21 protein-coding genes and 5 pseudogenes are annotated in these 23,342 nt (G+C 60.5%); 12 read left to right on the top strand and 14 right to left on the bottom strand.

Translation table 11 applies throughout. The features are described 5' to 3' along the window. From groEL to NKI25_RS26935, 5 genes and pseudogenes are all read left to right on the top strand, one after another. Positions 1-209 (top strand): annotated as a pseudogene (groEL, locus tag NKI25_RS26955) (chaperonin GroEL); the annotation flags it as partial. A gap of 163 nt (positions 210-372) precedes the next feature. Then, a pseudogene (locus NKI25_RS26950) lies at positions 373-570 on the top strand (ABC transporter permease subunit); the annotation flags it as partial. 183 nt (positions 571-753) lie between these two features. Beyond that, complete coding sequence (locus NKI25_RS26945) at positions 754-957, top strand: ABC transporter permease family protein (protein WP_352788772.1); 204 nt, start codon at positions 754-756, stop codon at positions 955-957. Positions 958-1,630: 673 nt separating this feature from the next. Continuing rightward, positions 1,631-2,713 (top strand): HPP family protein, encoded by a 1,083-nt coding sequence (locus NKI25_RS26940; protein WP_352999882.1) that lies wholly within the window; start codon positions 1,631-1,633, stop codon positions 2,711-2,713. A gap of 378 nt (positions 2,714-3,091) precedes the next feature. After that, positions 3,092-3,272, top strand: a pseudogene (locus tag NKI25_RS26935) (biotin synthase BioB); the annotation flags it as partial. Positions 3,273-3,321: 49 nt separating this feature from the next. Here the strand turns inward: NKI25_RS26935 and NKI25_RS26930 are convergent. Together NKI25_RS26930 and NKI25_RS26925 are read right to left on the bottom strand one after the other, a co-directional pair. Then, complete coding sequence (locus NKI25_RS26930; RefSeq protein WP_352999881.1) at positions 3,322-4,419, bottom strand: IS1595 family transposase; 1,098 nt, start codon at positions 4,417-4,419, stop codon at positions 3,322-3,324. Positions 4,420-4,672: 253 nt separating this feature from the next. Further along, positions 4,673-4,945: a phenylalanine--tRNA ligase beta subunit-related protein gene (locus tag NKI25_RS26925; RefSeq protein WP_352788766.1), complete on the bottom strand. Its 273-nt coding sequence runs from the start codon at positions 4,943-4,945 to the stop codon at positions 4,673-4,675. A 23-nt stretch (positions 4,946-4,968) separates the two neighbouring features. Here NKI25_RS26925 and NKI25_RS36550 point away from each other — a divergent pair, with 23 nt between their 5' ends. Next, a complete protein-coding gene (locus NKI25_RS36550; RefSeq protein ID WP_502897446.1) occupies positions 4,969-5,472 on the top strand; it encodes a hypothetical protein in 504 nt (167 codons plus the stop codon). A 42-nt stretch (positions 5,473-5,514) separates the two neighbouring features. Here NKI25_RS36550 and NKI25_RS26915 read toward each other — a convergent pair. The 7 genes and pseudogenes from NKI25_RS26915 to pdxR form a co-directional block, all read right to left on the bottom strand. Then, positions 5,515-6,624 (bottom strand): annotated as a pseudogene (locus tag NKI25_RS26915) (trans-sulfuration enzyme family protein). Positions 6,625-7,105: 481 nt separating this feature from the next. Further along, positions 7,106-7,525 carry an ester cyclase gene (locus tag NKI25_RS26910; protein ID WP_352788763.1) on the bottom strand — a complete coding sequence of 140 codons (420 nt, stop codon included), beginning with the start codon at positions 7,523-7,525 and terminating at the stop codon, positions 7,106-7,108. After that, a complete protein-coding gene (locus tag NKI25_RS26905; RefSeq protein WP_352579567.1) occupies positions 7,522-7,644 on the bottom strand; it encodes a hypothetical protein in 123 nt (40 codons plus the stop codon). The genes NKI25_RS26910 and NKI25_RS26905 overlap by 4 nt, the downstream gene beginning before the upstream one ends. 99 nt (positions 7,645-7,743) lie before the next feature. Continuing rightward, entirely contained in the window at positions 7,744-10,140 is a 2,397-nt protein-coding gene (locus NKI25_RS26900; RefSeq protein WP_502897445.1) for a thiamine pyrophosphate-binding protein, read from the bottom strand. Positions 10,141-10,190: 50 nt separating this feature from the next. Beyond that, on the bottom strand, positions 10,191-11,141 hold the full coding sequence (locus tag NKI25_RS26895) for a PDR/VanB family oxidoreductase (RefSeq protein ID WP_352826196.1): 951 nt from the start codon (positions 11,139-11,141) through the stop codon (positions 10,191-10,193). A gap of 6 nt (positions 11,142-11,147) precedes the next feature. Continuing rightward, complete coding sequence (locus tag NKI25_RS26890) at positions 11,148-11,639, bottom strand: MOSC domain-containing protein (protein ID WP_352788753.1); 492 nt, start codon at positions 11,637-11,639, stop codon at positions 11,148-11,150. Between the two features lie 157 nt (positions 11,640-11,796). Beyond that, entirely contained in the window at positions 11,797-13,293 is a 1,497-nt protein-coding gene (gene pdxR, locus NKI25_RS26885) for a MocR-like pyridoxine biosynthesis transcription factor PdxR (protein WP_502897444.1), read from the bottom strand. An 82-nt stretch (positions 13,294-13,375) separates the two neighbouring features. Here pdxR and NKI25_RS26880 point away from each other — a divergent pair, with 82 nt between their 5' ends. The 3 genes from NKI25_RS26880 (at position 13,376) to NKI25_RS26870 (ending at position 16,241) form a co-directional block, all read left to right on the top strand. Continuing rightward, positions 13,376-14,608 carry a trans-sulfuration enzyme family protein gene (locus NKI25_RS26880; protein ID WP_352999879.1) on the top strand — a complete coding sequence of 411 codons (1,233 nt, stop codon included), beginning with the start codon at positions 13,376-13,378 and terminating at the stop codon, positions 14,606-14,608. Positions 14,609-14,660: 52 nt separating this feature from the next. Further along, positions 14,661-15,563 (top strand): dihydrodipicolinate synthase family protein, encoded by a 903-nt coding sequence (locus tag NKI25_RS26875; RefSeq protein ID WP_352999877.1) that lies wholly within the window; start codon positions 14,661-14,663, stop codon positions 15,561-15,563. Between the two features lie 150 nt (positions 15,564-15,713). Beyond that, on the top strand, positions 15,714-16,241 hold the full coding sequence (locus NKI25_RS26870; protein ID WP_352579574.1) for an FMN-binding negative transcriptional regulator: 528 nt from the start codon (positions 15,714-15,716) through the stop codon (positions 16,239-16,241). Between the two features lie 386 nt (positions 16,242-16,627). Here NKI25_RS26870 and NKI25_RS36545 read toward each other — a convergent pair whose 3' ends face one another. Beyond that, positions 16,628-16,783 carry a recombinase family protein gene (locus NKI25_RS36545; protein WP_502894676.1) on the bottom strand — a complete coding sequence of 52 codons (156 nt, stop codon included), beginning with the start codon at positions 16,781-16,783 and terminating at the stop codon, positions 16,628-16,630. Between the two features lie 33 nt (positions 16,784-16,816). Here NKI25_RS36545 and NKI25_RS26860 point away from each other — a divergent pair. The 3 genes and pseudogenes from NKI25_RS26860 to NKI25_RS26850 form a co-directional block, all read left to right on the top strand. Further along, a pseudogene (locus NKI25_RS26860) lies at positions 16,817-17,275 on the top strand (Tn3 family transposase); the annotation flags it as partial. A gap of 1,031 nt (positions 17,276-18,306) precedes the next feature. Continuing rightward, the gene (locus NKI25_RS26855; RefSeq protein ID WP_352529055.1) at positions 18,307-19,080 is read left to right on the top strand and encodes a MurR/RpiR family transcriptional regulator; all 774 of its coding nucleotides are present in this window, start codon (positions 18,307-18,309) and stop codon (positions 19,078-19,080) included. An 845-nt stretch (positions 19,081-19,925) separates the two neighbouring features. Continuing rightward, positions 19,926-20,195: a DNA -binding domain-containing protein gene (locus tag NKI25_RS26850; RefSeq protein WP_352579573.1), complete on the top strand. Its 270-nt coding sequence runs from the start codon at positions 19,926-19,928 to the stop codon at positions 20,193-20,195. Between the two features lie 275 nt (positions 20,196-20,470). Here NKI25_RS26850 and NKI25_RS26845 read toward each other — a convergent pair whose 3' ends face one another. The 4 genes from NKI25_RS26845 to NKI25_RS26830 are packed head-to-tail and all read right to left on the bottom strand — an operon-like array spanning position 20,471 to position 23,320. Next, the gene (locus NKI25_RS26845) at positions 20,471-21,064 is read right to left on the bottom strand and encodes a hypothetical protein (RefSeq protein WP_352788744.1); all 594 of its coding nucleotides are present in this window, start codon (positions 21,062-21,064) and stop codon (positions 20,471-20,473) included. Further along, on the bottom strand, positions 21,061-21,741 hold the full coding sequence (locus tag NKI25_RS26840; protein ID WP_352529059.1) for a methyltransferase: 681 nt from the start codon (positions 21,739-21,741) through the stop codon (positions 21,061-21,063). The genes NKI25_RS26845 and NKI25_RS26840 overlap by 4 nt, the downstream gene beginning before the upstream one ends. Further along, complete coding sequence (locus NKI25_RS26835) at positions 21,738-22,568, bottom strand: nucleoside-diphosphate kinase (RefSeq protein WP_352999875.1); 831 nt, start codon at positions 22,566-22,568, stop codon at positions 21,738-21,740. Before NKI25_RS26835 ends, NKI25_RS26840 begins: the two co-directional genes overlap by 4 nt. Beyond that, positions 22,565-23,320: an amino acid kinase family protein gene (locus NKI25_RS26830; RefSeq protein ID WP_352529063.1), complete on the bottom strand. Its 756-nt coding sequence runs from the start codon at positions 23,318-23,320 to the stop codon at positions 22,565-22,567. The genes NKI25_RS26835 and NKI25_RS26830 overlap by 4 nt, the downstream gene beginning before the upstream one ends. Positions 23,321-23,342: the final 22 nt, after the last annotated feature.

Below are 23,342 nucleotides of genomic sequence, written 5' to 3'. Positions count from 1 at the left end.
GCGAATATGGCGACATGATCGCCATGGGTATCGTCGATCCGGTCAAGGTTGTGCGCACGGCTCTGCAGGACGCGGCCTCGGTCGCCGGCCTGCTGGTCACCACGGAAGCCATGATCGCCGAGGCTCCGAAGAAGGAGTCGGCTGGCGGCGGCATGCCGGCCGGTATGCCCGGCGGTGGCATGGGCGGCATGGGCGGTATGGATTTCTAATTCAGCCAATCTCGCAAGCTTACGGAAAGGGCGGCAGCGATGCCGCCCTTTTTTATGTGCCGAGCATGATCGACAGCTTTAGACGTGCAAGTCCTCTACGCAGCCTGATGGCGGCGAAGCGCAACGGCGTCGTCGTGAGACGGGGTCTGGCCGTGTCCTTTCGTTCAGCCGCTGGTCGAAACTCACGATGATCGTGCTGCCTTCCGCCGTGCCGTCGATCTTTACAGGGCTGCGAGAAGGCCTTGCCAACGGCTGGCAGACCCTGGTTGCGGTAGAACTCATCGCATCGTTCGAAGGGCTCCGATACCTGATGGCCTATGGTCGTCAGCTCTTTCAATTGGAACTCGTCTTTCGGCCATGATCGTGGTCGGCCTGACCGGATTGGTGATCCACGGCCTGCTCACGCTTGCCGAAAACTATCTGCAACGCTGGCGTCCGGAGACCCCACGATCAGCCTGATCACGATTGCAGGTCGGGATAGGCTGTCGCGGCGCTTCCATCGCACCGCCGGCCTTCCGCTTCATCGGCACCGCTTGCGGTGCTGATGGCGCTGCTCGCGATTTGGGAGTTGCTCGCCCATGCCGGCGCTGCTGACCCACGTTTTCTACCGCGGCTGGAAAAGGTGGCGGCCCGCGGCATGGCAGAGTTCAGCCGAGGTGGCCTCGGCTCCAATATTCTGGTGAGCCTGGAACGTGACCTGATCGGTTTCGTGTGTGGCAGTGTGGCGGAATCGCGCTTGGTCTGGTGATCGGATTTTCTCGCCTCATCGAACGCCTGAGAGGCTCGTGGTCGCGGTTGTATTACCGCTATTACGTGACCTGATCACGTTGACGATGCCAGCACCTTCATTGGCCACTTTCTGGACCATGTACGTCACATCAGGCTCCCCCGCCCGATCGACACGAGCCGGCTCTGTAACCAAGCCGCCGTCATATGGCGGTTCCACGACGGCACTGGCGGCAGTCGTCTTCTCAGCGGCTACAGGTGGACGTTTCAGCAGCCAACGAATCCGATGGTGGCAAGGACAGGCAGACCAAGCACCGCGTAGAAGCCGTACTCCGCTGGAGTTCGCCTCGGAAGTGGAGCGACAAGGGCCTGATTTGTCTTGCCATGCCGACATTGTCAGCACGCTTTTCGAAGCCTCTGAATTCCTTAGTGTCCATCCCAGCTCGACCTCCGACCATCCCCATTTCCGGCTGCCCGCGGCACGACAGCCCTTGGCCTCTAGCTGCGCTCGAGCGGATCAGCGTGCCGTCCGCCTCCTCTGGCTGATCAAAATGTCTGCACCCATTTGGCAATGGCCGTTTCGCGCAAAAGTATTCCCCCGTGAGCCGGCTTTCCGAATTGGCTTAACTTCCAAATCTGTGGCTTTGCCTGCATTGCGGAGCGCGGAGTTCCGACCACTCGCCCAAGGGTATGCCATGGCGTTTCGTCTCTTTGTTCCGATCCTTGCCGGTGCAACGCTGCGCGAGCGGCTGCTCGCCTGCATCGGGGCCATGATCGGCATCGCATTGACTGGCGTGATCAGTGCGCTGGCGAACGGGTCTGGCCCACATGTCGCACTGCTGGTTGCTCCAATGGGAGCATCGGCCGTGCTGCTCTTTGCCGTGCCTTCAAGCCCGCTGGCGCAACCTTGGTCGATTATCGGTGGCAATACGATTTCGGCGCTGGTCGGGGTGACCGTGGCGCATTTCGTGCATGAACCCGTTCTTGCTACCGGCATTGCGGTGGCGCTGGCCATCGCCGCCATGTCGTTCACGCGCTGCCTGCATCCGCCGGGTGGCGCCGCCGCCTTAACTGCGGTGTTCGGCGGACCGGCCGTCTTCAGCTCGGGCTTGCTGTTTCCCTTCGTTCCGGTAGCGCTGAACTCGATCGTGCTGGTCGCACTCGGCTACGGCATCCATAAACTGTCGCGGCGCAACTATCCGCATGTGGCGGCCCCCGCCCTTAAAAGCGCGCATGGAACCATCGATCCGCCCGCGCGGGAGCGGGTCGGCTTCCAGCCCGAGGATATCGATGCCGCGCTCGGCGCGCTGGAGGAAACCTTCGATATCGACCGCAACGATCTTGAGCGGCTGCTACGGCAGGTCGAGTTGCAGGAGATGGTGCGCTCCCACCGGACCCTGCTGTGCGAGGACATCATGTCGCGCGATGTGATTTCGGTCGATGAACATGCGCCTGCCGACCAGGCGCGTCATTTGCTGCTCGATCACAACATCCGGACGCTGCCGGTGACCGACGCCGAGGGCTGGCTGGTCGGTGTGGTTGGCCTGCGCGAGCTGACGAAGGCGACCGACACGGTGAGGGCTGTGATGTCGAAGGCTGCCACCGCCTCTCCCGACACGCCGGCGATGAGCCTGCTGCCGGTGCTCACCGACGGCCGCAGCCATGCCGTGGTCATCGTCGATGCCGAGCGACGCATTATTGGGCTGATCACCCAGACCGACCTGCTGGCGGCGGCAGCGCGCGTGCACATGGCCGACACAACGCTGGCAGCGGCATGAAATAGTGATCCGGATTTGCTCAATCCGGGAACCCGATGGGCGCCAATGGATATAGGAATAGCGGCATTAAGTGCCGCCTTCCGCCTAAGACAATACCTTTTTACGAGTAGATCAACCCTGAAACGCGACCGCGTGCTCAGGCATCTGGTTCACGTAGGCCAAGTACGACTGCAACAACGGAACACTCTTCAACCTTGCCGGTGGCCAGAGCCAGTCCGCTATGTCGACGAAAGGCGCGGACTACAAGTGGGTCAAGTGTCCTTTCCGATCGTCGTCACAGCAAACACCCTTACGGCAGAACCGGAGGAACAGCATGGACATGCAAACAGCCAGTTCAATGCAGACATCGCCACAGGCTCAATCCCCTGACCCTGGAGCGTGGACCCTGGAGCGTGGACCCTGGAGAAGGCTCAGGCCCTTCACGATGCCCCTTCAAAATCTCCTCTTCCTTGCGCAAACCGAGCACCGCCAGAATTTCGATCCCAACAAGGTCCAGCTCAGCCGGCTTCTCAGCATCAAGACAGGCGGCTGCCCGGAGGATTGCGGCTATTGCAGCCAGCGTATCAGAGGGCATCGCGATAAAAGTACGCCAAACAACGCGGCCTTTATTAACCAAAGACAGCTACGGCCGATTTGATGGTGATACCGCCATCGGGGCTTCGGCGCATCTGACGCCCCGTTGCGGTCCGAAACACAGTCGGCAGTTGCAGCGCCGGCGGCACCCGCGACCAGAGCGTTCGCATGATTTCCCGGCCATGCCGAGTTTTCCGAACGGCGCTTCCAGACACGACGCGCTGGGACCAGCGGAAGCCGATCTCATGGAAATAGAGGTCAGCATGTTGCGGGCTGATATGGTGGAAGACTCCGGCGATCGTCCGCCGCACGCGGGAATTGAAACCCTCCACCGAATTGACGTGGACCGTGTCGCGAACATATTCGTGGCTGGAATGCTTCACGGTTTCATGCTTGGCAAAACTCTCGCCGATGGCCATGAATGCCTTCGCCTCATCACTCATCAAATGCGCGTGGGTTTCGATCTGTGTTTCAATCGCACGTTCGGCCGCGCGCAACGAAAGACCGGTCACGACCGCGGCACGTGCGTCACCGGCCGGAGCGCCGGGCGTGACGTCGGTCGGCCGCTGCACCATCGCCACGACCGGCGCCTTCTCTGTATTCGCCTGACCTTTCCGGCCCCGTCCTGGAGGTGGCTCATCCGGCCGCTTTCGGGGACTTCCTCCGAGATGAAAATGATCGATCTCAACCGTGCCGTCGAGCATGTTTTCCCGGGCCACCATCAGCCGCAGGGCGCGACCCATGCGCCAGGCCGTCGGTTGGCTCACGCCAAGGATCTCGGCGAGTCGGACCGAGGACAAGCCCTTGTCCGACTGGAGCATCAGCCACATGGCTTTCAGCCAAACACGCAAGGGCAGCTTGGTCGAATGCAGCGGGGTATGGGTCGTCACCGTGAACTGGAACCGGCAAGCGCCATTGGAACATTGATAAAGGCCCGGTCTCGCACGCCGCTTGCCTGTATCGCGGCCGGCAAGCGCGATCGACCGCTTGTAACCACAGGCGGGACAGATCCTGCCTTCTGGCCACACCATGGTTTCCAGCAATCGCCGGCAATGCTCTTCATCCCGGAAGGCCACGATCATTTCTTCAACGGTCCGAATGTTGGAAAGCGCTGCGAGCATCGTTTCAGGCATTCTCATCCCCTCCAGATCACGTCCAAGAATCGCATGGGAAGGCCATGATCACAAGCCTATTGCTGTCTTTTGTTGATAAAGGCCAACAACGCTAAGGGAGAACAAACGGTGATCTGATTTCGTTCGACGCTCGTTTTCGAGAGCCGCTCTGGGTCGTTCGCAATCAACTGTGTAGGCCAGCGGAGCGAGCAAGGAGCGCCAGATCTGGACAGGGCTGAGTGGGGTGTTTTTCCCGAAAGGTGGGGGCCATGTCCTAAGGGACACGAGATGTAGTGGACTCGTCGATCCGCGCGGTTTCGATTCGCGCACCCGGGCACAACGCTTGGATAAGTCCCATCAGACGCTCTCCGGTGGCCGTCATCTGTTTAGCTGACATTGGGCCGAGGGCTTCCAGCACGAGCCACATGGCGCGGGTATTGACCGTGACCATGGTGCGCCGCCCCTGCCGCCAGTTCCAGCGGCGGCACGTGACACCGCCATCATCGCACCAGATGACTTCGCCCGGTTCGGGATGCTCGGTTACCATTTCACCTTGCTGGATCGTGTCGAATGGCTCCGCTCCCTTCGCAATTAAAAGTCTCGGGACCCCTGGTAAAGATCGAGATCCTCCCCGCCAACCGGAACGCCATACAACACGCTGACGGCATTGTAGGCATCAACCAGTGGGGATATCCGCGGGAGAGAGCCATCTTTCCGCACACGCTTGAGAAGCGCGGCGGCCGAGCACGGCGATCGATTGGCTTTTGTGCCGAAAGCCGCGTAGGCAACGGCCCACGCCGCAAGATGCGCGTCCCTTTGGGCGTCATCGCGAAGCGCGGCCTGTTCCGCCGCCGCAATCGTGTCGTTCAACGCCTGTGCATCCGGCACGTCGATTTCAGCGTTCCGTACCACAATGCTGATCAGATGAAAATCCGGGTAGCGGGCCTTGATCTCGGGGGCAATCAATGGGCGGGAAAGACATGGGATGCTCTTTTCTCATGGGGAGGCTTTGCGCTGGCGGTCGTTCGGGAGATGTATGAAGAAGGGTGCTTGTCGAGCGTCCAGATCTTCTAGCATCGGCGAGGTGCATGCCGCACCATGCGCTGGATAATTCCATCATTCCGCCGTGGACAAGGCCTGGCAGAGATCGTCGATTATGTCTTGCGGGTGCTCGAGCCCGACCGAGATGCGCAGCAACCCCGCCGGAGCAATCGACTTTGGTCCTTCTACAGAGGCCCGATGCTCCATCAGCGAATGCGTGCCCCCAAGGCTCGTGGCCCGCACCACAAGATTGAGCCGCCCAGCGACCGTCATGGCTGCCTCGGCGCCGCCTCGAATGATGAAGGAAAGCATGGCACCGTAGCCAGACATCTGCCGCCCGGCCAACTCATGGCCCGGGTCATCGGGCAGGCCCGGAAAGAGAACACTTTCGACTGCCGGATGCTTGCCCAGCGCTTCGGCGACTTTCTGGGCGCCGTCACAGTGGGCTCGCATGCAAACCGGCAAAGACTGCAGCCCACGAAGTGCCAGCCAGCAGTCGAAGGGAGCCGCGACGCTTCCCTTGTGCCGCTGGATCATGCGCAGGGGGCGTTCCAGAGACGCGGCGTCCGGCAAGACGACGACCCCAGCCATCATATCGGAATGGCCACCTATGTATTTCGTTGCCGAATGCATCACGGCATCGGCCTCCAATTCGAACGGGCGCTGGAGGACGGGCGTCGCCCAGGTGTTGTCAACCACCGCAATCGCACCGGCCTCGTGCGCTTTGTCGCAAGCCGCCCGGATATCCACGACACGGATGAGCGGGTTCGAGGGGGTCTCGATCCACACGAGGCCCGTGGGGGCGGCACCCACGGCCGTGCGCAGCGCGTCCAGGTCGCGCATGTCGACGGCGACGAAGTCGAACCGGCTTCCGATATCGGTTTCGTCAATCAGCGATCGGATGCCGAAATACATGTCGTCCGGCACGACAATACGATTGCCCTTGCGGGGGTGCGCCTCGAACACCGCCGTAATGGCGGCCATGCCAGACTAGAAGGCGACAGCGGCGTGACCTCCTTCAAGCGCGGCCATCGCCGTTTCGAACGCGTTCCGCGTCGGGTTGGCATCCCTGATATATTCATAGCCCGACGGGTAGCCACCGTCCGCACTCCGTTCGAAGATCGTACTGGGATGGAAGGGGGATCGTGACGGCGCCGGTGAAAGGATCGACACCCCGACCCGCATGTATCGCTTTGGATTCGAGTTGCATGGAGCACCTCCTTAGGTGGATCTGAGAAGGAGACGGCAGGAATGGCCAAAAGCAGACCGATTCCCTGTGTCATTGAAGGCCGCTCGCGCAGAACCTTAATGGCCAGCACGATCATCGCGACCGGATAGCGAGGCGACGGCCGCGGTTTCGGCCAATCCTCGGTGGCGAAAGCCACCATCAGCAACAGGTTTGCATTTCCATCGAGAAGGCTGGCCACGGCGGCAATGCTGAGGCCGCGCGGGCAAGACGCGTGGCTTCGGCACCCCGGGCGGCGACACCGCCAAGAAAGTCGCCCGCACCGAATGCGACGGCAGCGAGACCTGCAGCCATCACTCTCATGCGTGGAACACCGCAGGATGCGTGGGGCAAATCGCGGATGCGTGTCCACCCGCCCCATTGCGGGCTGTGGTTCCTGCTGAACGGCAATTGCTCCACAGACGATGAGCCGGCGCATCTTCATCGATCCCTGGGACTACGTGATGACGCGGTTGAAGGATCCGCCCCGGTCGACCCCGCGCGGAACTCCGGTTGCTCGTGCGCGATGCCGTCGATCCGGCTGATCAGCCCGTGAATGTCGCCCAGCACCCAGAGGTCTCTCACCTTGCCGTCCTCGAATGTGAAGATCGACATGCCGTACCACCACACGTGCCGACCGGTGGGGGCGCGACCGAGCAGCGGACGGCGATGGATTCCGTGGAAGCGGAGCTTCGCTGAGACCCGATTTCCCTCCTCGACCATTTCCAGGATGTAGGATGTGTAGTGATCGAGAGAGCTCGTCACCCGTCTGACATAGTCAGCGAACGCACTGTGCCCCACGAGAACCGGGCCGAGCGACCCGCGGAAAGTGAACCCCTCATGAAAGATTGCCGGGATCAAGTCGACGGCCGCGTGATCCCAATGTCCTTGTAGAACACCCGGACGATCTCCTTCTGCGGGCTGAGCTCGATGTCATCGAACGTCATCACCTTCTCGTGCTCATCGGGCGCGATACTCATGAATGCCTCCTTTTGCCGCTTGATATCGAGCGTTCGAACCGGAACGCCTGTGGAACCAGCCGATCCGCTACCGGCCACGGACCATCCGGTAGCTCATGGTCAGGGCAGCGCCTTCCGGTAGCGAATAGCCGGTCCCGCACTGACCGCCTGTGCCGCATGTACGATGGCGTTGGTGTCTAGGCCGTGGTGACGGTAGAGGTCCGCAATCGTGCCGGTCTGACCAAAGTGCTCGACCCCAAGCGCCTTGACGCGATGCCCGTTCACGCCGCCGATCCACGCAAGCGTCGCCGGGTGACCATCAATTGCGGTAACGATCCCGCAATCTCGCGACAGCGGCGCCAGCATCCGCTCGACGTGGCTAAGGGCGCCGGTCATTCCGCGCTGGCGGGCACGCTCCGCTGCCTGCCAGCCCGCGTTCAGCCGGTCGGCTGACGTGATTGCCATCAGCCCGACGTCGCGCCGGTCCTCTGCCAGAAGCCCCGTCGCTGCAATCGCCTCCGGCGCGACAACGCCTTGATAAGCGATCACCACGCTGGCGTTCGGCCCAGGCGGTCGCAGCCAATAGGCGCCATTGACGATATCCCGTGCCAGGTCCGGCCTCATGTCGCGCAGCGGCTGCTCGAGCGGCCGGGTGGACAAGCGCAGATAGACCGACCCTCCGGTCTGATCACGCAGCCATGTCGTTTCGTCCGGATCTCCTTCGCCGTTGCGCTGCATGTAATCGAACGCGAAGCGCATGATCACGGACAGCTCGTCGACGAAGGCCGGTTCGAAGGCGCAAAGCCCATCCTGCGCCATGCCGATCAGCGGGGTGCCGATCGATTGGTGCGCCCCGCCCTCCGGCGCCAGCGTCACGCCGGAGGGCGTGGCGACCAGCATGAAACGCGCGTCCTGGTAGCAGGCATAATTCAGTTGATCGGCGGAACGATAGATGAACGGGTCGTAGACCGTCCCGATCGGCAGCAGACGGACGCCGTTGATCGAATGCGATAGTCCGAGCGCCCCGAGCATGATCATCAGGTTTGACTCTGCGATCCCGAGTTCCAGATGCTGCCCCTTCGGTCCGAACTCCCAACTGTAGGTGGAGGGGATGCGTTCGGCCTTGAAGGTGTCGGCCATGGTCTCGCGGGCAAAAAGGCCGCGCCGGTTGACCCAGCCCCCGAGATTGGTCGAGACCGTCACATCGGGCGAGGTGGTGACGATGCGTTCGGCAAGTGGACTCTGCTCGCGAGCGATGTCGGTCAGAATCTGACCGAAGCCCATCTGGGTCGACAGCGGCTTGCCGGGCTGTCCCGGCAACGGAAGGGTTGCGGGCACCGGCACTGACGGCGCCGACAACCGCCGACGCCCTTCACCGAAGAACGGCACCTTGGCGAGGAAGGCGTCAAGCTCCGCTTCCGGCAGGGTGGCGGCGGCCCATTTGTCCCACTCCTCACCCGGCTTGACGGCCATTTGCCGGCGGAAACCTTCCATGTGCGCAGGCGTCATCTGTCCCGCATGGTTGTCCTTGTGTCCGGCAAGCGGCAGACCGTAGCCCTTGATGGTGTAGCAGATGAAGCAGACGGGCCGGTCATGGCTGGAAGCCGCTTCGAAGGCTTCCAGGAGGCTCGGCATGTCATGCCCGCCAAGGTTCGTCATGAGTGCCTGCATCGCGTCGTCGGAGCGGCGTTCAATCAGGGCGGCGACCGGCCCCTGATCTCCGATCTCGTCGAGGAGCCGCTTGCGCCAGGCAGCACCCCCTTGGAAGGTCAGCACCGCATAGAGCTGGTTGGGACACCGCTCGATCCACTCACGCAGCTTCTCGCCCCCCGGCTCAGTGAAGGCTGCCTCTTGCTGCGCACCATGGCGCAGGATCATCACATCCCAGCCGAAATTGCGGAAAATCTGCTCGAACCGCTGCCAGAGGCCCTCCCGGATCACGGCGTCGAGCGACTGGCGGTTGTAGTCCACGATCCACCAGCAGTTCCGTAGCCCGTGCTTCCAGCCCTCGATCAGGGCTTCGTAGATGTTGCCCTCGTCCATTTCGGCATCGCCGATCAGGCTGATCATCCGACCCTCGGGGCGGCCCTTCATCCAGCCATGGGCCGAGACGTAGTCCTGCACCAGCGAGGAAAACAGCGTCTGCGCGACGCCGAGACCCACCGACCCGGTCGAGAAATCGACATCGTCGATGTCTTTGGTCCGCGAAGGGTAGCTTTGGGCGCCCTTGTAGCCGCGAAAGTTCATGAGCTTTTCACGGGTCTGGTTGCCGGCGAGATACTGGAGTGCGTGGAAGATCGGCGCCGCGTGAGGTTTGACCGCCACCCGGTCCTGCGGGCGCAGCACCGATCCGTAGAGTGCAGTCATGATCGTGCTCAGGGAGGCTGAAGAAGCCTGATGGCCGCCGACCTTGATCTCATCTCCCTCGCGGACGTGATTGGCGTGGTGGATCGTCCAGGCTGCGAGCCAGGAAGCGCAGCGCTCGATCTCGTTCAAATATGCAAGTTTCGTCATCATTCACTTCCCCGAAAATCAGCGGTCGGACCGATGCCTCCCAGAGTAGATCGTCAAAGATCGAGCTTCAGCACGCCCGTCGCGCGTGACACGCAGGGGATGAAGCGATGGCCGCGTGTGTCTTTGGACAGGACGGAATCCCGATGGATCGGCTGTCCACTAAGCATAACGCATTCGCAGGTCCCGCAAACCCCGTTCTCGCATGAGGCCAGTAAGGGCACCCCGGTGGCGCGCAGAGCCGCGAGCGCCGTGGTCTGCGCCGAAACCTCAATCATCCTGCCCTCACGGAGTTCTATGACGAATGGTTCCGGTGGTGCGCCATCAAAGTCGGGAGGCTGGAAAGTTTCGAAATGAACCGTGCCCTCAGGCCAGTGTTCAGCCGCCCGCCCCACGGCGGCCATGAATCCGGGCGGTCCGCAATAGTAAACCTGTGCCTCGGCCGAACGGTTCGCCAGCAGCGCGGCGATGTCCTGCCGGGTCGCCGTCTCGTCGTCGAAATGGAGCCGAACATTGCCGCCAGGAAGATCGCCCTCGATCACCGGCAAGAGTGGCGTGAGCGCCCGGCTGCGGGTGAAATAGTGCAACTCGAAGGACTTGGCCTGCCGGGTGAGCGCGCGCGCCATGGCCAGAACCGGGGTGATCCCGATCCCCCCTGCCAGCAGCAAAGTCGGCCCCTCGCCTGGCTTGAGCGCAAAATGGTTGCGTGGCGCGGAGACAGGCAGTGTGGAGCCGACGGCAATGGTTTCGTGGATCCACGCCGAGCCGCCACGGCCGTCATTCTCGCGCTTCACCGCGATGGTGTAGCGGCTGAGCTCGGTCGGGTCGCCGCAAAGAGAATACTGACGCACCTTCCCTTCAGGCAGATGGACATCGACGTGAGAACCCGCCTCGAACGGCGGCAGCACAGGTTTGCGCGGGTGTTTGAGGCCGATGACCAGTACTTCCCCCGGCTCCTTGCGGACAGCGGTCACGGTCAGCTTCATGACGATGCGGGGCGAGGCCATGGCGTTTCACTCGTCGATGGGCAAGATCAGATCACCGGGGCGGATCACGCCCCCGACCTCGATTGCGCAGTTCAGGCCGGAGCGGTTCAGAAGCCCGTCGTAGAGACCCGGAAGCCCCAGCAACTCCTCGATATACTTGCACGGGACATTCATCCGGGCGGCTCTAAGGATCGTTTCCCCGACCCGGAAGCGTTTGCCGACAAGATGGCCTAGCGGAGCGCCTCGTGTCGTCAGATTGCGCCGGTGATCTTCGGGCGCAAGCTTGGCCTTGAAGCCCGGTATCCTGGGTTCGCCCTGCGCGATGGCTTCCAGAACTTCAGCTTCGATCAGCGTCACCTCGCGAACGTCGGGACGCGCCGAATAGGTCCCCGCCCCCAGGTAGTAGCGATCTCCGACAATGCCTTGGCCGGCAATAAGCTGCGCCTCCGCTAGCTCCTCCATTTCATAGGAGGCAGCAGGCGCGATATGGATATGAAGCAGCTTTCCTAGCCAGATCATCATCGCTCTCGGAAATTCGTCTCGTGGAAACCTGCTGCAAAACTGGCCTGATCAACAGCGCCAGTTGCATGGCGTTTTCCCGGTCCAGTTGGCTGTTGCAAAGAAATACGGGGCCCCCTCGGACCGTTTTCAGCGCCTGCTTTGACCTCCCCCTGTCTCAGTTGTTCCGCGCCGGCATCGCGTCTTGCACCTGCTTGACAACCTCTCGCAGGACCTCAACGCCCTTCCCGATCTGCCTAATGCTCAAGGCGGCATATCCCATGACAAGACCGACGCGATCCGCGCGGCCTTCGTCCGATGGCTGTTCGTATAGCGGCGAGATCAGGTGCAGCCCCAGGCCCGCGCCTCGGGCGGCTTCGACCAGGGTCGTTTCCCGCGATCGCGGCAGTTCGTCGAACCAAACGACGACGTGCAGACCGGCCTCTGCTCCCTGGACAGCGATGCGATCACCGAAGCTGCGCCGCAAGGCGCCCAACAACGTCTCCCGACGCTCGCCGTTCAGCCTGCGCACGCGCCGCACATGGCTTTCGTAGCCGCCACTCTCGATTAAAGAGGCCAGAGCCTCCTGTTCAGCTACCGGCGAATGCCGGTCCGCGAATTGTTTGGCGGTTGCGAAGACCTCCTGCAATTCCGGCGGGACGACGAGGTAGCCGATACGCAGCATCGGCGAGAGCGTTTTGGAGATCGTGCCGAGGTAGATGACAGCCCCGTGGTCCTCGAGACTGTGCAGCGGAGGGACCGGATTGATGTCGTAGCGATATTCGCTGTCGTAGTCGTCCTCGATCACGTAGGCATTGTTGTGCCGCGCCCATTCCAGAAGCTGGTGGCGGCGCGCGATCGGCATGACGCCGCCCAGCGGAAACTGATGCGATGGCGTGACATAGGCCAGTCGCGCCCCGATCCCCGCCAGCAACTCCGTCTTCATCCCGTCCTCGTCGACGGTGACCGGGATGGGCGAGGCACCCGTACTGGCAAAGACCTGACGCGCCATCCTGTAGCACGGGTCCTCGATGACAAAGCGGTCGGCGGGATCGAGAAGCAGGCGCGCGCACAGGTCGAGGCCCTGCTGCGAACCGTTGACGATGATTATCTGCTCGAGGTCGCAGCTCAGGGTTCGGGCGCGCCAGAGATAGCCCTGGAGCGCCTGGCGCAGCCGGCGCGAGCCGCGCGGATCCTCATAGGCAAGACGCAACGGGCGCTGCCCCATCGCCTCGTTCATCGCACGTTTCCAGACCAATGCGGGGAAGTCTGACGGCGCCAGGTCGCCATAGCGGAAATCGACCTTCAGCCCAGTCGGCAGATAATCCGGCCAGGGCGGCGTGACGCGCAGTCGGCCCCCATAGGCGGACAGAAGAACCGGGCCGACCCGTTTCGCAGGCGTGCGGCTTGTCCCAGGACCGATCAACGAAGATGCAACGCGGGGTCGTGCGCCTTGACGGACGTCGATGAAACCTTCCGCAGCCAGTTGCTCATAGGCGACCGTCACCGTCGTTCGCGAAACCCCAAGGTCATTTGCGAGGCCTCGGGAGGACGGCAGCTGACTGCCGGTTTCGTAGACACTTCCGAGGATCTGCTCGCGAAGAGCCTCGTAGATCTGGCGTGCACCCATCGCGTGCGTGCGACCTGCAGAACCGGCACTTGAAGACTGGACCATTTCATTCATCGCCAACTGGATATTTCACATTGGCCAGTTTGCCGTCAATCTTTCGGAAACCCAAGAAAGATCTAGAGGCCGAATGACCCGCTCCTATCAATCCGAGACCGATGCTCTCACGCGGTCGCTCAACGACACCGGTTCCGGATTCGCCACTCGGGCGATCCATCATGGCTACGATCCCGCCGGCTTTTCCAATGCCGTTCAGCCGCCAGTCTTCTTGACCTCGACCTATGGATTCGAAAGCGTGGCAGCGAACGAGGCCGCCGCCGCGCTTGGCGGAAGGCTCTATGCGCGCGAATACAATCCGACGACGGAGATCCTCGAACAACGGCTTGCCAATCTGGAAGGAGCCGAGGCAGGTCTGGTCGTTGCCTCGGGGATGGCGGCTTTCGGGACGCTGATCCTGTCGCTCCTGTCCCAAGGCGATGAACTCATCGTCCACAGGACGCTTTATGTGAACACGCTTGCCATGGTCGAACAGGCGGTCCCCCGCTTCGGCATCAAGGTCGTCGCGGTCGACCTGTCCGATCCTCACAATCTCGATGCCGCGATTACCGAGCGGACCCGGCTTGTTTTCTTCGAGACGCCGGTGAATCCGCTGAGCCGCATCTGCGACATCGCTGCCATTGCCGAGCGCGCCCACGCGCGCGGTGTAAAGGTTGCAGTCGACAGCACCTTCGCCTCCCCCGCGCTCCAGCGGCCGCTCGAACATGGGGCCGACCTCGTGCTCCACTCCCTGACCAAATACATCAATGGGCACGGCGATGCCCTTGGCGGGGCCATTCTCGGCGACGCGCAAACGCTCCGCACGCTGCACGAAACGGGCCTGCGCTACATCACCGGCGCAGCGCTCTCGCCCATGTCAGCCTTCCTGATCCTGCGCGGTCTGAAGACGCTCACGCTGCGCATGGAACGGCACAGCGCCACGGCCCTTGCGGTGGCTCAGGCGCTCGAGGCGCACCCGGCGGTGGCATGGGTGAGTTATCCCTTCCTCGACTCGCACCCTGATCAGGTGACGGCGCGAAAGCAGATGTCCCAAGGGTCGGGCATGTTGGCCTTTGGCCTCCACGCTGGGTTCGAGGGCGCGCGGCGGATGATGGACCGGCTCAACCTGATCACCCGGGCTGTCAGCCTCGGCGATGCCGACAGCCTCATCTATCATCCGGCAAGCCTGACCCGTGCTCGTCAGCCGATCCGCAAGGATGCGCATCTGGCCGATGGAGTCGGCGAGGACCTCATGCGTCTCTCGGTGGGTCTTGAAGACGCTGAGGACCTGATCGCCGACATGCGGCGGGCTCTGGACGCCTTGTGATGACCTGTGGTCCGGCCAGTCCCGCGCTCGCGTACAAACCCGGAGCCTTGCCATGGCATTCCTGAGCGGCCTTTCCGCGTTTCCCATCACGCCGACCGATCGTGACGGCCGTGCCGATACCGTTGCTCTGCGCAAGCTGATTGCCAGGCTTTGCGCCGCTCAGGTCGATTCCATCGGTCTTCTCGGCAGCACCGGCACATACATGTATCTGACGCGCGAGGAACGGCGACGGGCGCTCGCCGAGACCTTGGACGAAACCGGGGGACAAATGCCGGTCGTGGTGGGTGTGGGCGCGCTGCGCACCGACGAAGCAGTGAGGCTCGCGCAGGACGCCAAGGCCCTTGGGGCTGCCGCGGGGTTGCTTGCCGCCGCCTCTTACACCCCGCTCACTGATGACGAGGTGTTCGAACATTTCTCGACGGTGGCGCGCGAAAGTGGCCTTCCGATCGTCATCTACGACAATCCAGGAACGACGCATTTCCATTTCACCCCAGCACTCGTCAGCCGCCTGGCAAAGGTGGGTGGGATTGTCGCTATCAAGAATCCGACAGACAAGGGCGATGCGATCAAGAGCCATCTGGCCGACCAGAGGCGCACTGTGCCGGAAGGGTTCTCGATCGGCTACAGCGGCGACTGGAACGCTGCAGCGGCCATGATCGCCGGCGCCGACACATGGTACAGCGTCCTCGCCGGCATCCTGCCCGAGGTCTGCGTGAAGATCGTCACGGCGGCGCAACAGGGCGATGCGGCCGAAGCGCGACGGATCGATGCCACGCTTGCGCCGCTCTGGAGCCTCTTCAAGGAGTTCTCGAGCCTTCGCGTCGTCTATGCACTTGCCGAATTGCTCGACATTTGCCGTGCCGACCCCCCGCGTCCCATCCTGCCTCTGCCCTCAGCAGCGAAGCGCCAGATCGCCGCCGCGTTGGAACGCTTGCCATCGGATGCCAGCCGGTGAACAGCGAACCCGGCGGCCAGTGAAGGAACCTGTCATGTATTTACCCGCTCATTTCGATGAACCGAGCCGAGAAGTCCTTTACGAACTGATCGAGAACAACGCACTCGGCGTTCTGATAACCATGGCTGGAGCGGTCTCGACGCCGATCACATCCCCTTCGAACTCGACACGTCACAGGGAGAAAACGGTACCCTTCGCTGCCACGTCGCACGCAACAATCCAGTTTGGCAGGACGTGGCGACCGGCGATGAGGTGCTCGTGGTGTTCCGCGCCGCCGACGCCTACATTTCGCCGCGGTGGTATCCGAGCAAGCAGGAGTTCCACAAGCAGGTGCCGACCTGGAACTACCTCGTCGCACATGCATATGGACGGATCACAATCCACGACGACGAACGCTATGTCCGCCGCAATGTCGCCAAACTGACTCACAGGCACGAGGCGACTGAGCCTGTCCCATGGAAGATGGGTAACGCACCGAAGGACTTCATCGACACTATGGTCAAGGCGATCATCGGCCTGGAGATCGAGATCACCCGCCTTGTAGGCAAAGCCAAGCTCAGCCAGAACAAGGAGGCACGTGATATCTGCAATGCCGGCGAAATGCTGAACGCCCAAGGCGACCGGCGCGTCGGTCAGGCGATGCTTGCAGCCGCCCGCCGGAAGCCCGAACAAGGCTGAAGAGCGTGGCCCATCGCACTTTGATGAATGTCAGCAAAGCTTGCCCTACTGGATGGTACTGCGAAAAGCCGAGCGAACGATAAGCGCCTGGCACACGAAATTGCACGCCGCCTTCCAGAGACCGGTCCAGCCGACCCAGCAACGTCAGCCTTCCAGGCGTAGCGGTCGGCCCAATTGAGCAGTCAACGACGAAAACGGGTCACGCTTTGCCCTTGAAGTTCCCAGAGCGAGAGTTTGCAAAGCGTCGGAAGTGCTCACTACGCTGGCCGACTGATGCCCAGTCGCCTCATTTCGGCGATAGACGGTCGATCGGCCGAGACCCAGTGCCTCGCAGCTTCGGTCGGCGACATGTTGGCCTTGATCAGCTTGATGGCGGCCTCGACCTTTTACATGTCGAGCGGTTGCCGACCGGGTTGTCTCCCTTTCGCCCGTGCTGCAGCCACGCCATCTTTCGTGCGCTCGGAAATCAGCCGTCGCTCGAAATGAGCGATCGCACCGAATACACGGAACACGAGCTCGCCTGCGGCTGAGGATGTATCGATCTTCTCTTCCAGACTGAGCAGGTCGATCTGGCGTTCGCCTCGACGCTGATCGAGGCCTTGGAATTCAAAGGCGGGCGGAGAAGCGCCCGCACGATCGCCGGAATCCGTATGCTCCGTGAACTGAAGAGATTGGGCAAACGCGATGTTCCGCCCGATGCGCCGATGCCGTTCAAGAAGGACTGGCGCAAGCTGGTGATCGGCCCGGATGGCAAGATCAATCGCCCGCTCTATGAAACGGCAATGCTCGCCCATTTGCGCAACAAGCTGCGTTCTGGGGACGTGTGGGTGGAACGGTCTTCCGCGTACCGTCGTTTCGACAGCTATCTCTTGCCCGAGCCGGTGGCCGCACCGATCGTTTCGAAACTTGGGTTGCCGTCAGCCGCCGACGAATGGCTCGATCGGCGCGGCCGGAAGCTCGATTGGCGGCTGAAAAAGTTTGCGCACCGCCTCAAGCGGAACAAGCTCGACGGCGTGCGCCTGGTTGAAGATCGCGATCTTGGGCGCCTCGGCGCTGCCAGCCAGGTCGTTCAACAACAGTTTGCGTAGGTGCCGATAGGGCGTCCTCTTTACTCCGAAGATGCATGCCTTATCGAGGGTCTCAGGGCGGCACTCGTCGACCGGGGGAACAAAGAGGTAAGACGATCCGACTGTTTCGCCGCGTGGGCGGAGAAGAATTCGTCCTGGTGTTGCCAAACACATTAGCTGCTGCAGCGGAGCTGATCATCGCAAGGATGCTCAACTGTGTTCGCAACTCACGGCCGCTCAGGGAGAAGTTAGAATTTGGATACACCTTCTCGGCTGGAGTCGCTACTGCTCGCGCGGGCGACACCACCACCGAGATATGCTGGCTCGGGCTGATACGGCTCTCTATTCCGCCAAGATGGCGGGGCGCAATCGCATCCATCTTGCAGCTTGAACCAATCTGCGCCGATACTGCGTTACATAGGTGAAGAACGCCAAGGTGGGTTCGTCTTCGTAGCCGTGGGAGTGGCTCAGACCCAGTCAATCGTAAGAGTGCACAAGACCTAAAGCGCTAGGACCAACGGAGGGCTCAGCGGAGCAGGTTGGCCCCCGAAAGGTGCGAGTCCGGCCTCGTCCGGGGGACTTGCGCCGCTGGAGAATGCGATGTTTGGTCGATCTGGCTGCCACACAGCGGGCCACCTTGGCTGGCTTACACAAACTTTGCCATCAGGTCGGCATGAACCTGTGCTCCAGCTGGAATGCGTGTACCAGAAATTCGCGGACACCGATGGAGAATCCGGTTTTTGGGTCGGAACGCCGTTGTCGTCGGAATCCGCACTGACATCTAAAGCGTGGTGCTCGGAATGGCTGCCGCCGGGAACGAAGCAGGCCGGAAATCCGGCATCGAACTTGTCTTTGATCTGCGTCAATGCACCTGCAGCAGACTCGAGTTATTCAGGGGATTTCCCTTGCCTTCGGGTAGGGGAGTTGAGTTCCAATTGAATCGAACACCTTAGGACAGTATGCAAGAGCCCCGACGGACACAGCAATCACTGCTAGACATGATCCATGATGTAATCAATACGGCTCCGAATGCGCTCGCACGTATAGCTCTGTATATTGAGCAAGATCCGAAGGCTGTTCTAACGATGTCCATCGCCGACCTAGCGCACGACACCGCAACTGGGCCTGCTTCAATAATAAGATTTTGCCGAAGGCTGGGACTCTCGGGATTCCGCGAGTTTAAGATTGCGCTCAGCGGCGACATTGAGCGGGTAACGCTGATTGAGCTGGCTGAACGCGCCGCACCAGAAGATATAGACGTAGCACCGGGGGTCGCCGCTCTCAGTACTGCTTTACAAAGCTCAATTGCCGCGTCCGCTCGAGGTTTTGACGATCTTCAAATTACTGGGCTTGCCAACCGCGTCCGAGCGGCCCGTCGCGTCGAAGTGTTTGGCGCGGGGCCGTCTTCAGTCTGCGCTGATATTTTGGCCATGCGGCTGATCTGGCTAGGGTTCCCCGCGCATTCCTCGGGGTCCGCCACCATGTCTCACGCTCTTGCGCGGAGACTTGGCTCGTCGGGCCTTGCTCTTGGCGTTTCCTCGCTTGGCCACACTGAGGAAACCAGGGCTTTTCTGGCAATTGCGCGCAAAACCGGAGCATATACGATTGCCATTACGACCCGCGCGGACTGCCCGATCGCTCAGACTGCCGACGAGGCGGTCTTGTTTACCTCGGCTGGAGCTTGGCCACAGTCCGGGTCGGCGATGCATGTTCCGCCTGTAGTATTGCTGAGCGAATATCTCTGCCAGTGTCTGCAGGTGAGGGAAGTTTGAACGCCTGACTAGGCTAATCCGGCCAGTTTCGACGCCATACCCGAATCTCACCTTGGGCACGTGCTCGAGCCAGAGGCGGCGAACATGAACCGCCGCGTTTCCTGCGAAGGTCGAGCCGCGCCACCTGGTGCTTGCTGCCAGCCCCCAGCACCGGAGATGAGATCAGGCAAGGGGGACGAGCGTGAGTAAACTCGACGAGCACCCGCCGCAACAGACATTTTAGCCTATTTGGCAAGCCACGGCCTAGCCGGAACGGTGCTGGGTCCAGACGGTATCATCAGCGCAATAGCTCGAGGATGCGAAGCGACCACTTTGGTGATCGTGCCGTGGCTCGAAAGAGGGTGTCAACTGCTGTCGGGCCTTTTCGATTGCCGGCAATCTGCGCATTTCGCAAAAGCCGGACAGGGGTGGGGTACACTCCAGGGCTGTGTCCGGGAATTGCCGAAACACGCAGGCAATCTGCACTATGGGTCGGCGAGTCAAGCAGCGGGGATTGGTCAAGCCCCGTCGTCATGACGCGGATCAAAAGACGATTTTGAGCTGATTCCGAGTTCGCGGGAGCGGTTGCGCAGGACCGACTACGCTTCTCATCCTGTTGGAGGTTCTTTACGAAGCCCTGTCCGAGCAGTCGTCGAAAACAGATGTGCAGCCGCATGGTATTGAGCCTTTTGCGATTCCTTTCTAACCTGGGCCTGATTTGCCCCGCAGATGCGCACATCGCCTCGAGCGGGGGCTTGCGGACCTTAATCGGGACCTCGTGTTGGAGACGATGTTTCCTCTCCGCTTTAGCCCGCGTGTCGAAGGAAATTCTCGACTTCCGATTCTTACTTCCGGAGCCCGATGTGATGGTGAAATACCCAGACGTTGAACCAGGCCTTAAAGAGGAAGTCCCTTGGTCCGACAGCCTGACCACCTACGATAGGGAGCACTTCAGGACCTATCTAAGGTTTGTCGATGCATCTGCCGACAACGCCAGCTATGAGGAGATGGCTCAGATCATCCTCGGCATCGATCCGGTGGAAGAACCGGAGCGCGCGCGGAAAGCCGCGCGAAGCAATCTCGAGAGAGCGAACTGGATGGCGACCGCAGGTTACAGGGAATTGTTCGCCGACTGAGCCGAACAGGCGGCAACACCCTGCTCTTGTCAACGGCAGATATGATCACGCGTAAGGGGAAGAGGCGACGAAAAAGGGAGCGCCCCAATCTGGCGAAGCCGGAAGCTTGCGGAAAGCCGGAAAGCCAATGAATGGTTCGGTGAGCGACATGATGGATGAAGGTTCCGCTATCGGATCAAGCCGTGGACGAAGTTCTCTCGTCCGTCAGGAGATCTGTCAGAGCGGCCGAGCAGACCTCATGTGCCGACCTTTAGGTTCACATGTATAGTCTTAGTCTAGTCTATGAAAGATCGTTCCGCGACTGGCCAAATGTGGTCAGATATCCATCTGTGCGGGCAAGAAGATTGGATTTGACCCGTGTCCTGCGAGCCCTGGATTAGCGCGGAAATCATAGCAACCAATTTGTCCCGGCTGATTTCGGGAGCCATTAAGGCGGAATGATCCAGGAGTGCAAGCAGATCATCCCGATGCTTCGAATGATGGTCCTCCAAGTACATCTCAATCTTTCGCGCGATGACGTCCGCGAAGCTCGCCCGTGTCCCAAGAAGCGGATCATCAACTAACGCCCTCGGTCGTTCCTCTTCGAGAACCCAATTCAGCGCCAAGGTCCCGTTCGACCTCAAAAACACGATCTCCAACTCCGCGCCGGCAGGTCGCTGTGAAGCGATGGAGAACCCGGCGTACGCCAGAGCCCTTGTATCCTTGTCCACAGCTTCCGTAAATGCGTCCAAATTGACATGATGAATGTCAACATCACTCGGCACACGATGGATGAATTGCGAAAGGACGCTGCTGCCGGCCACCCAACTATCTTTGCACCGATTGGGCGAAATAGCGACAAATCCAGTGTGCATCAGGTCGGAAATCATATCCTTATATCCTTCTTGGATATTGAGAACAGCCTGTAAACTACCTTCACGTGGGGATAGGTTCCGGACCGCAGCATCACAGTTGTGAGATCATTCGAAGCCGCAATGTGTTCAAGGAGATCGTCACGGGCATTAGTCCCGAATCCTAGAACGATACGACCTGTTTTTGTAAGGAAATTTGGGCCTTCCGACAAAAAGCGCTTGAGCAAATTATACCCTGGATCAATCGCGCCACATTCGATGTCATCCACATACTTGTAGTCTTCTGCAGCGAAGTTCGACGGGTAATTCCAAAATACAATGTCGAATCTCCTGCGACGGGGGATGTTTGTGAATAAATCGCTTTCGATAGCTTCCACGTTCTTGATGCCGTTTCTTTTCGCATTCTCCAATGTGTTCGCGACCGCCCTCTGGTTGATGTCGCAAGCTACTAACGACCGCGCACCACTTTTTGCCAACAGAAGGCCGGGAAGACCGAAGCCGCAGCCGATTTCCAATATGGTCTTCCCGGCGAATGGGGGGAAATTCTCGCTGATCCAACGCCAACCCTCGAAACTCTCAGGAGGAAAAACCCCTTCCAGTACGATCAGATCAAGCCCGAATTCCTGCAAATGGCGCGGAAAGTTGCCTTGTTGGCTTGTCCGAAGCATTGTCCTGATACTATCGAGTTCGCTCATATGTGCTCCCCCAGATGGATACGGTAGTCGTCGCTACCTGATTCCGGCTCGACGGCATCGACGGTTCGCTTCAGCAGGGAATGCCAAAGAGGCATTGAAAACAGACCGGCCTCAAGAACGAGGCGATCCCAAGATGAGCGGACAGACGCATGCTGAACAATACCTTCTAGACCGGCTCGATCCCCCTGAAGGTACCGGTGGACGGCCGTTGTCAGGCCCCTCTTTGATGCGAGTAGGAGTGCTTTGCCGTAACTTGATCTCGCGTGAGCAAAGGCGCTACCATCACCCCCATTGTCCGGCATCGGCACAGATCCCCTGTCGCCAAGAACGTGTAACAACATCTGGAAAGATGAATGGGCGATTTGGCCGGTATCGAGGGAATTCCAAGCGGCTACTTCGTTGCCCAAGAATTGGCGCCGAAGTATTGTCAGCTCGGCCTGCATTACTTCTGGACTGTCGCTCACATGGAGGAGGTTCGTCACGGGATTGTCGCAAAAAAAGAGACTACGTACGGTGCCGCTTCTAGCATGGGCCGGCTGTGTATTACCCTTTAGTCCTTGCGATAGGTGCAGCGCATTAGGTCCGCTCCAGATTGTGGCGCAAACCGGACGCATGTCGAACAAGTCCAGCACCAATGGCCAATGGTTCCCGCCGGTGGAATGTGTCAGGGTATAAAACGCATCGATCGATCTACGATTGTGGGTTGAAAAGAATCGCTCCGCGAGTTCCAAGCCGGTTCGCCTGCGAATAAACTCGTCGAGCAGCCACGTGATTCCGGAGCGAGCGACTTCTGGGCCATAAACTACTAGTGCCGTGGAGGGCATCATGCCGCCCCCCCCAGATCCTCGGTTCCGATATAGGCTTTCCTGCTTCCGACGGTGATATTGGTCGCTTTAACGCGCTTCCCTTCGAGCCAATCGGAGAGACGAGAAGAATGACGAGCGTTAATCACCACGCCGGGGAGGCGTTTCTGTGCCATGAACTGGACCGCGCACGCGTCAACCGACGTGTGGCCGAGAAGGACAAGATCTTGAGCAGCGATCTGCTCTATAAGTGCAGCGGGATCTTCGGTTGCTCCACCACGATACACGCCATCAACATCTGTCAAAATCACCAGCCGTGGTGCTCCGGTGAGCCAAGCGACCCACGCGGCAACGGCGTCGGATGTAACATCCCAACTCCATTCCACTGGATCAGCTGCAAACAGCAAACGGGAAGGTAGCAGGACTGGAATCTTTCCGACTCTCGCGAGAGTTCGGCACTCACCTAGGCTGGCCGATGGAACAAGCTTGGAAGAGAAGGCGGCGTCCGCAAGCAAATACCCCGTTTGGTCCTGTGCTAGCGCACACGCATGATGCGCCGTAGACGACTCCAATGGCTTGGCCGCATCAATCATTTCAATTGCTTTGTCTGGGATGCCGCCGCCCGGAACAAGTAGTATTCGATGGCCGTCACCGGCGAGACGCTCAAGTTCAGCCAGTGCAAGCTTACACACCGCAAGATCACGCATGATGCTCCCGCCGAATTTCACAACAATTGAAAAGCCATATGGCAGAAAGCCCTTTATTAAGCTGTCCATCGTCTCGCCCTCCTGCCCTCTG

Source organism: Mesorhizobium sp. M0808, assembly GCF_040320025.1.
Taxonomy (GTDB): domain Bacteria; phylum Pseudomonadota; class Alphaproteobacteria; order Rhizobiales; family Rhizobiaceae; genus Mesorhizobium.
Note: the sequence above shows the minus strand (reverse complement) of the source record. Positions and strands in the feature narration are given on the sequence as shown.

Bases quoted from the DNA above. Each gene is read 5' to 3' on its own strand.
- NKI25_RS26850 (WP_352579573.1), top strand. From the start codon at position 19,926: ATGGTGAAATACCCAGACGTTGAACCAGGCCTTAAAGAGGAAGTCCCT.
- pdxR (WP_502897444.1), bottom strand. From the start codon at position 13,293: ATGGTCCAGTCTTCAAGTGCCGGTTCTGCAGGTCGCACGCACGCGATG.
- NKI25_RS26900 (WP_502897445.1), bottom strand. From the start codon at position 10,140: ATGATGACGAAACTTGCATATTTGAACGAGATCGAGCGCTGCGCTTCC.
- NKI25_RS26845 (WP_352788744.1), bottom strand. From the start codon at position 21,064: ATGATTTCCGACCTGATGCACACTGGATTTGTCGCTATTTCGCCCAAT.
- NKI25_RS26925 (WP_352788766.1), bottom strand. From the start codon at position 4,945: ATGGTAACCGAGCATCCCGAACCGGGCGAAGTCATCTGGTGCGATGAT.
- NKI25_RS26880 (WP_352999879.1), top strand. From the start codon at position 13,376: ATGACCCGCTCCTATCAATCCGAGACCGATGCTCTCACGCGGTCGCTC.
- NKI25_RS26905 (WP_352579567.1), bottom strand. From the start codon at position 7,644: ATGAGTATCGCGCCCGATGAGCACGAGAAGGTGATGACGTTCGATGAC.
- NKI25_RS26930 (WP_352999881.1), bottom strand. From the start codon at position 4,419: ATGCCTGAAACGATGCTCGCAGCGCTTTCCAACATTCGGACCGTTGAA.
- NKI25_RS26855 (WP_352529055.1), top strand. From the start codon at position 18,307: ATGATCCATGATGTAATCAATACGGCTCCGAATGCGCTCGCACGTATA.
- NKI25_RS36550 (WP_502897446.1), top strand. From the start codon at position 4,969: ATGGCTCCGCTCCCTTCGCAATTAAAAGTCTCGGGACCCCTGGTAAAG.
- NKI25_RS26890 (WP_352788753.1), bottom strand. From the start codon at position 11,639: ATGATCTGGCTAGGAAAGCTGCTTCATATCCATATCGCGCCTGCTGCC.
- NKI25_RS26895 (WP_352826196.1), bottom strand. From the start codon at position 11,141: ATGGCCTCGCCCCGCATCGTCATGAAGCTGACCGTGACCGCTGTCCGC.
- NKI25_RS26940 (WP_352999882.1), top strand. From the start codon at position 1,631: ATGGCGTTTCGTCTCTTTGTTCCGATCCTTGCCGGTGCAACGCTGCGC.
- NKI25_RS26875 (WP_352999877.1), top strand. From the start codon at position 14,661: ATGGCATTCCTGAGCGGCCTTTCCGCGTTTCCCATCACGCCGACCGAT.
- NKI25_RS26840 (WP_352529059.1), bottom strand. From the start codon at position 21,741: ATGAGCGAACTCGATAGTATCAGGACAATGCTTCGGACAAGCCAACAA.
- NKI25_RS26830 (WP_352529063.1), bottom strand. From the start codon at position 23,320: ATGGACAGCTTAATAAAGGGCTTTCTGCCATATGGCTTTTCAATTGTT.
- NKI25_RS26945 (WP_352788772.1), top strand. From the start codon at position 754: ATGGCGCTGCTCGCGATTTGGGAGTTGCTCGCCCATGCCGGCGCTGCT.
- NKI25_RS26835 (WP_352999875.1), bottom strand. From the start codon at position 22,568: ATGATGCCCTCCACGGCACTAGTAGTTTATGGCCCAGAAGTCGCTCGC.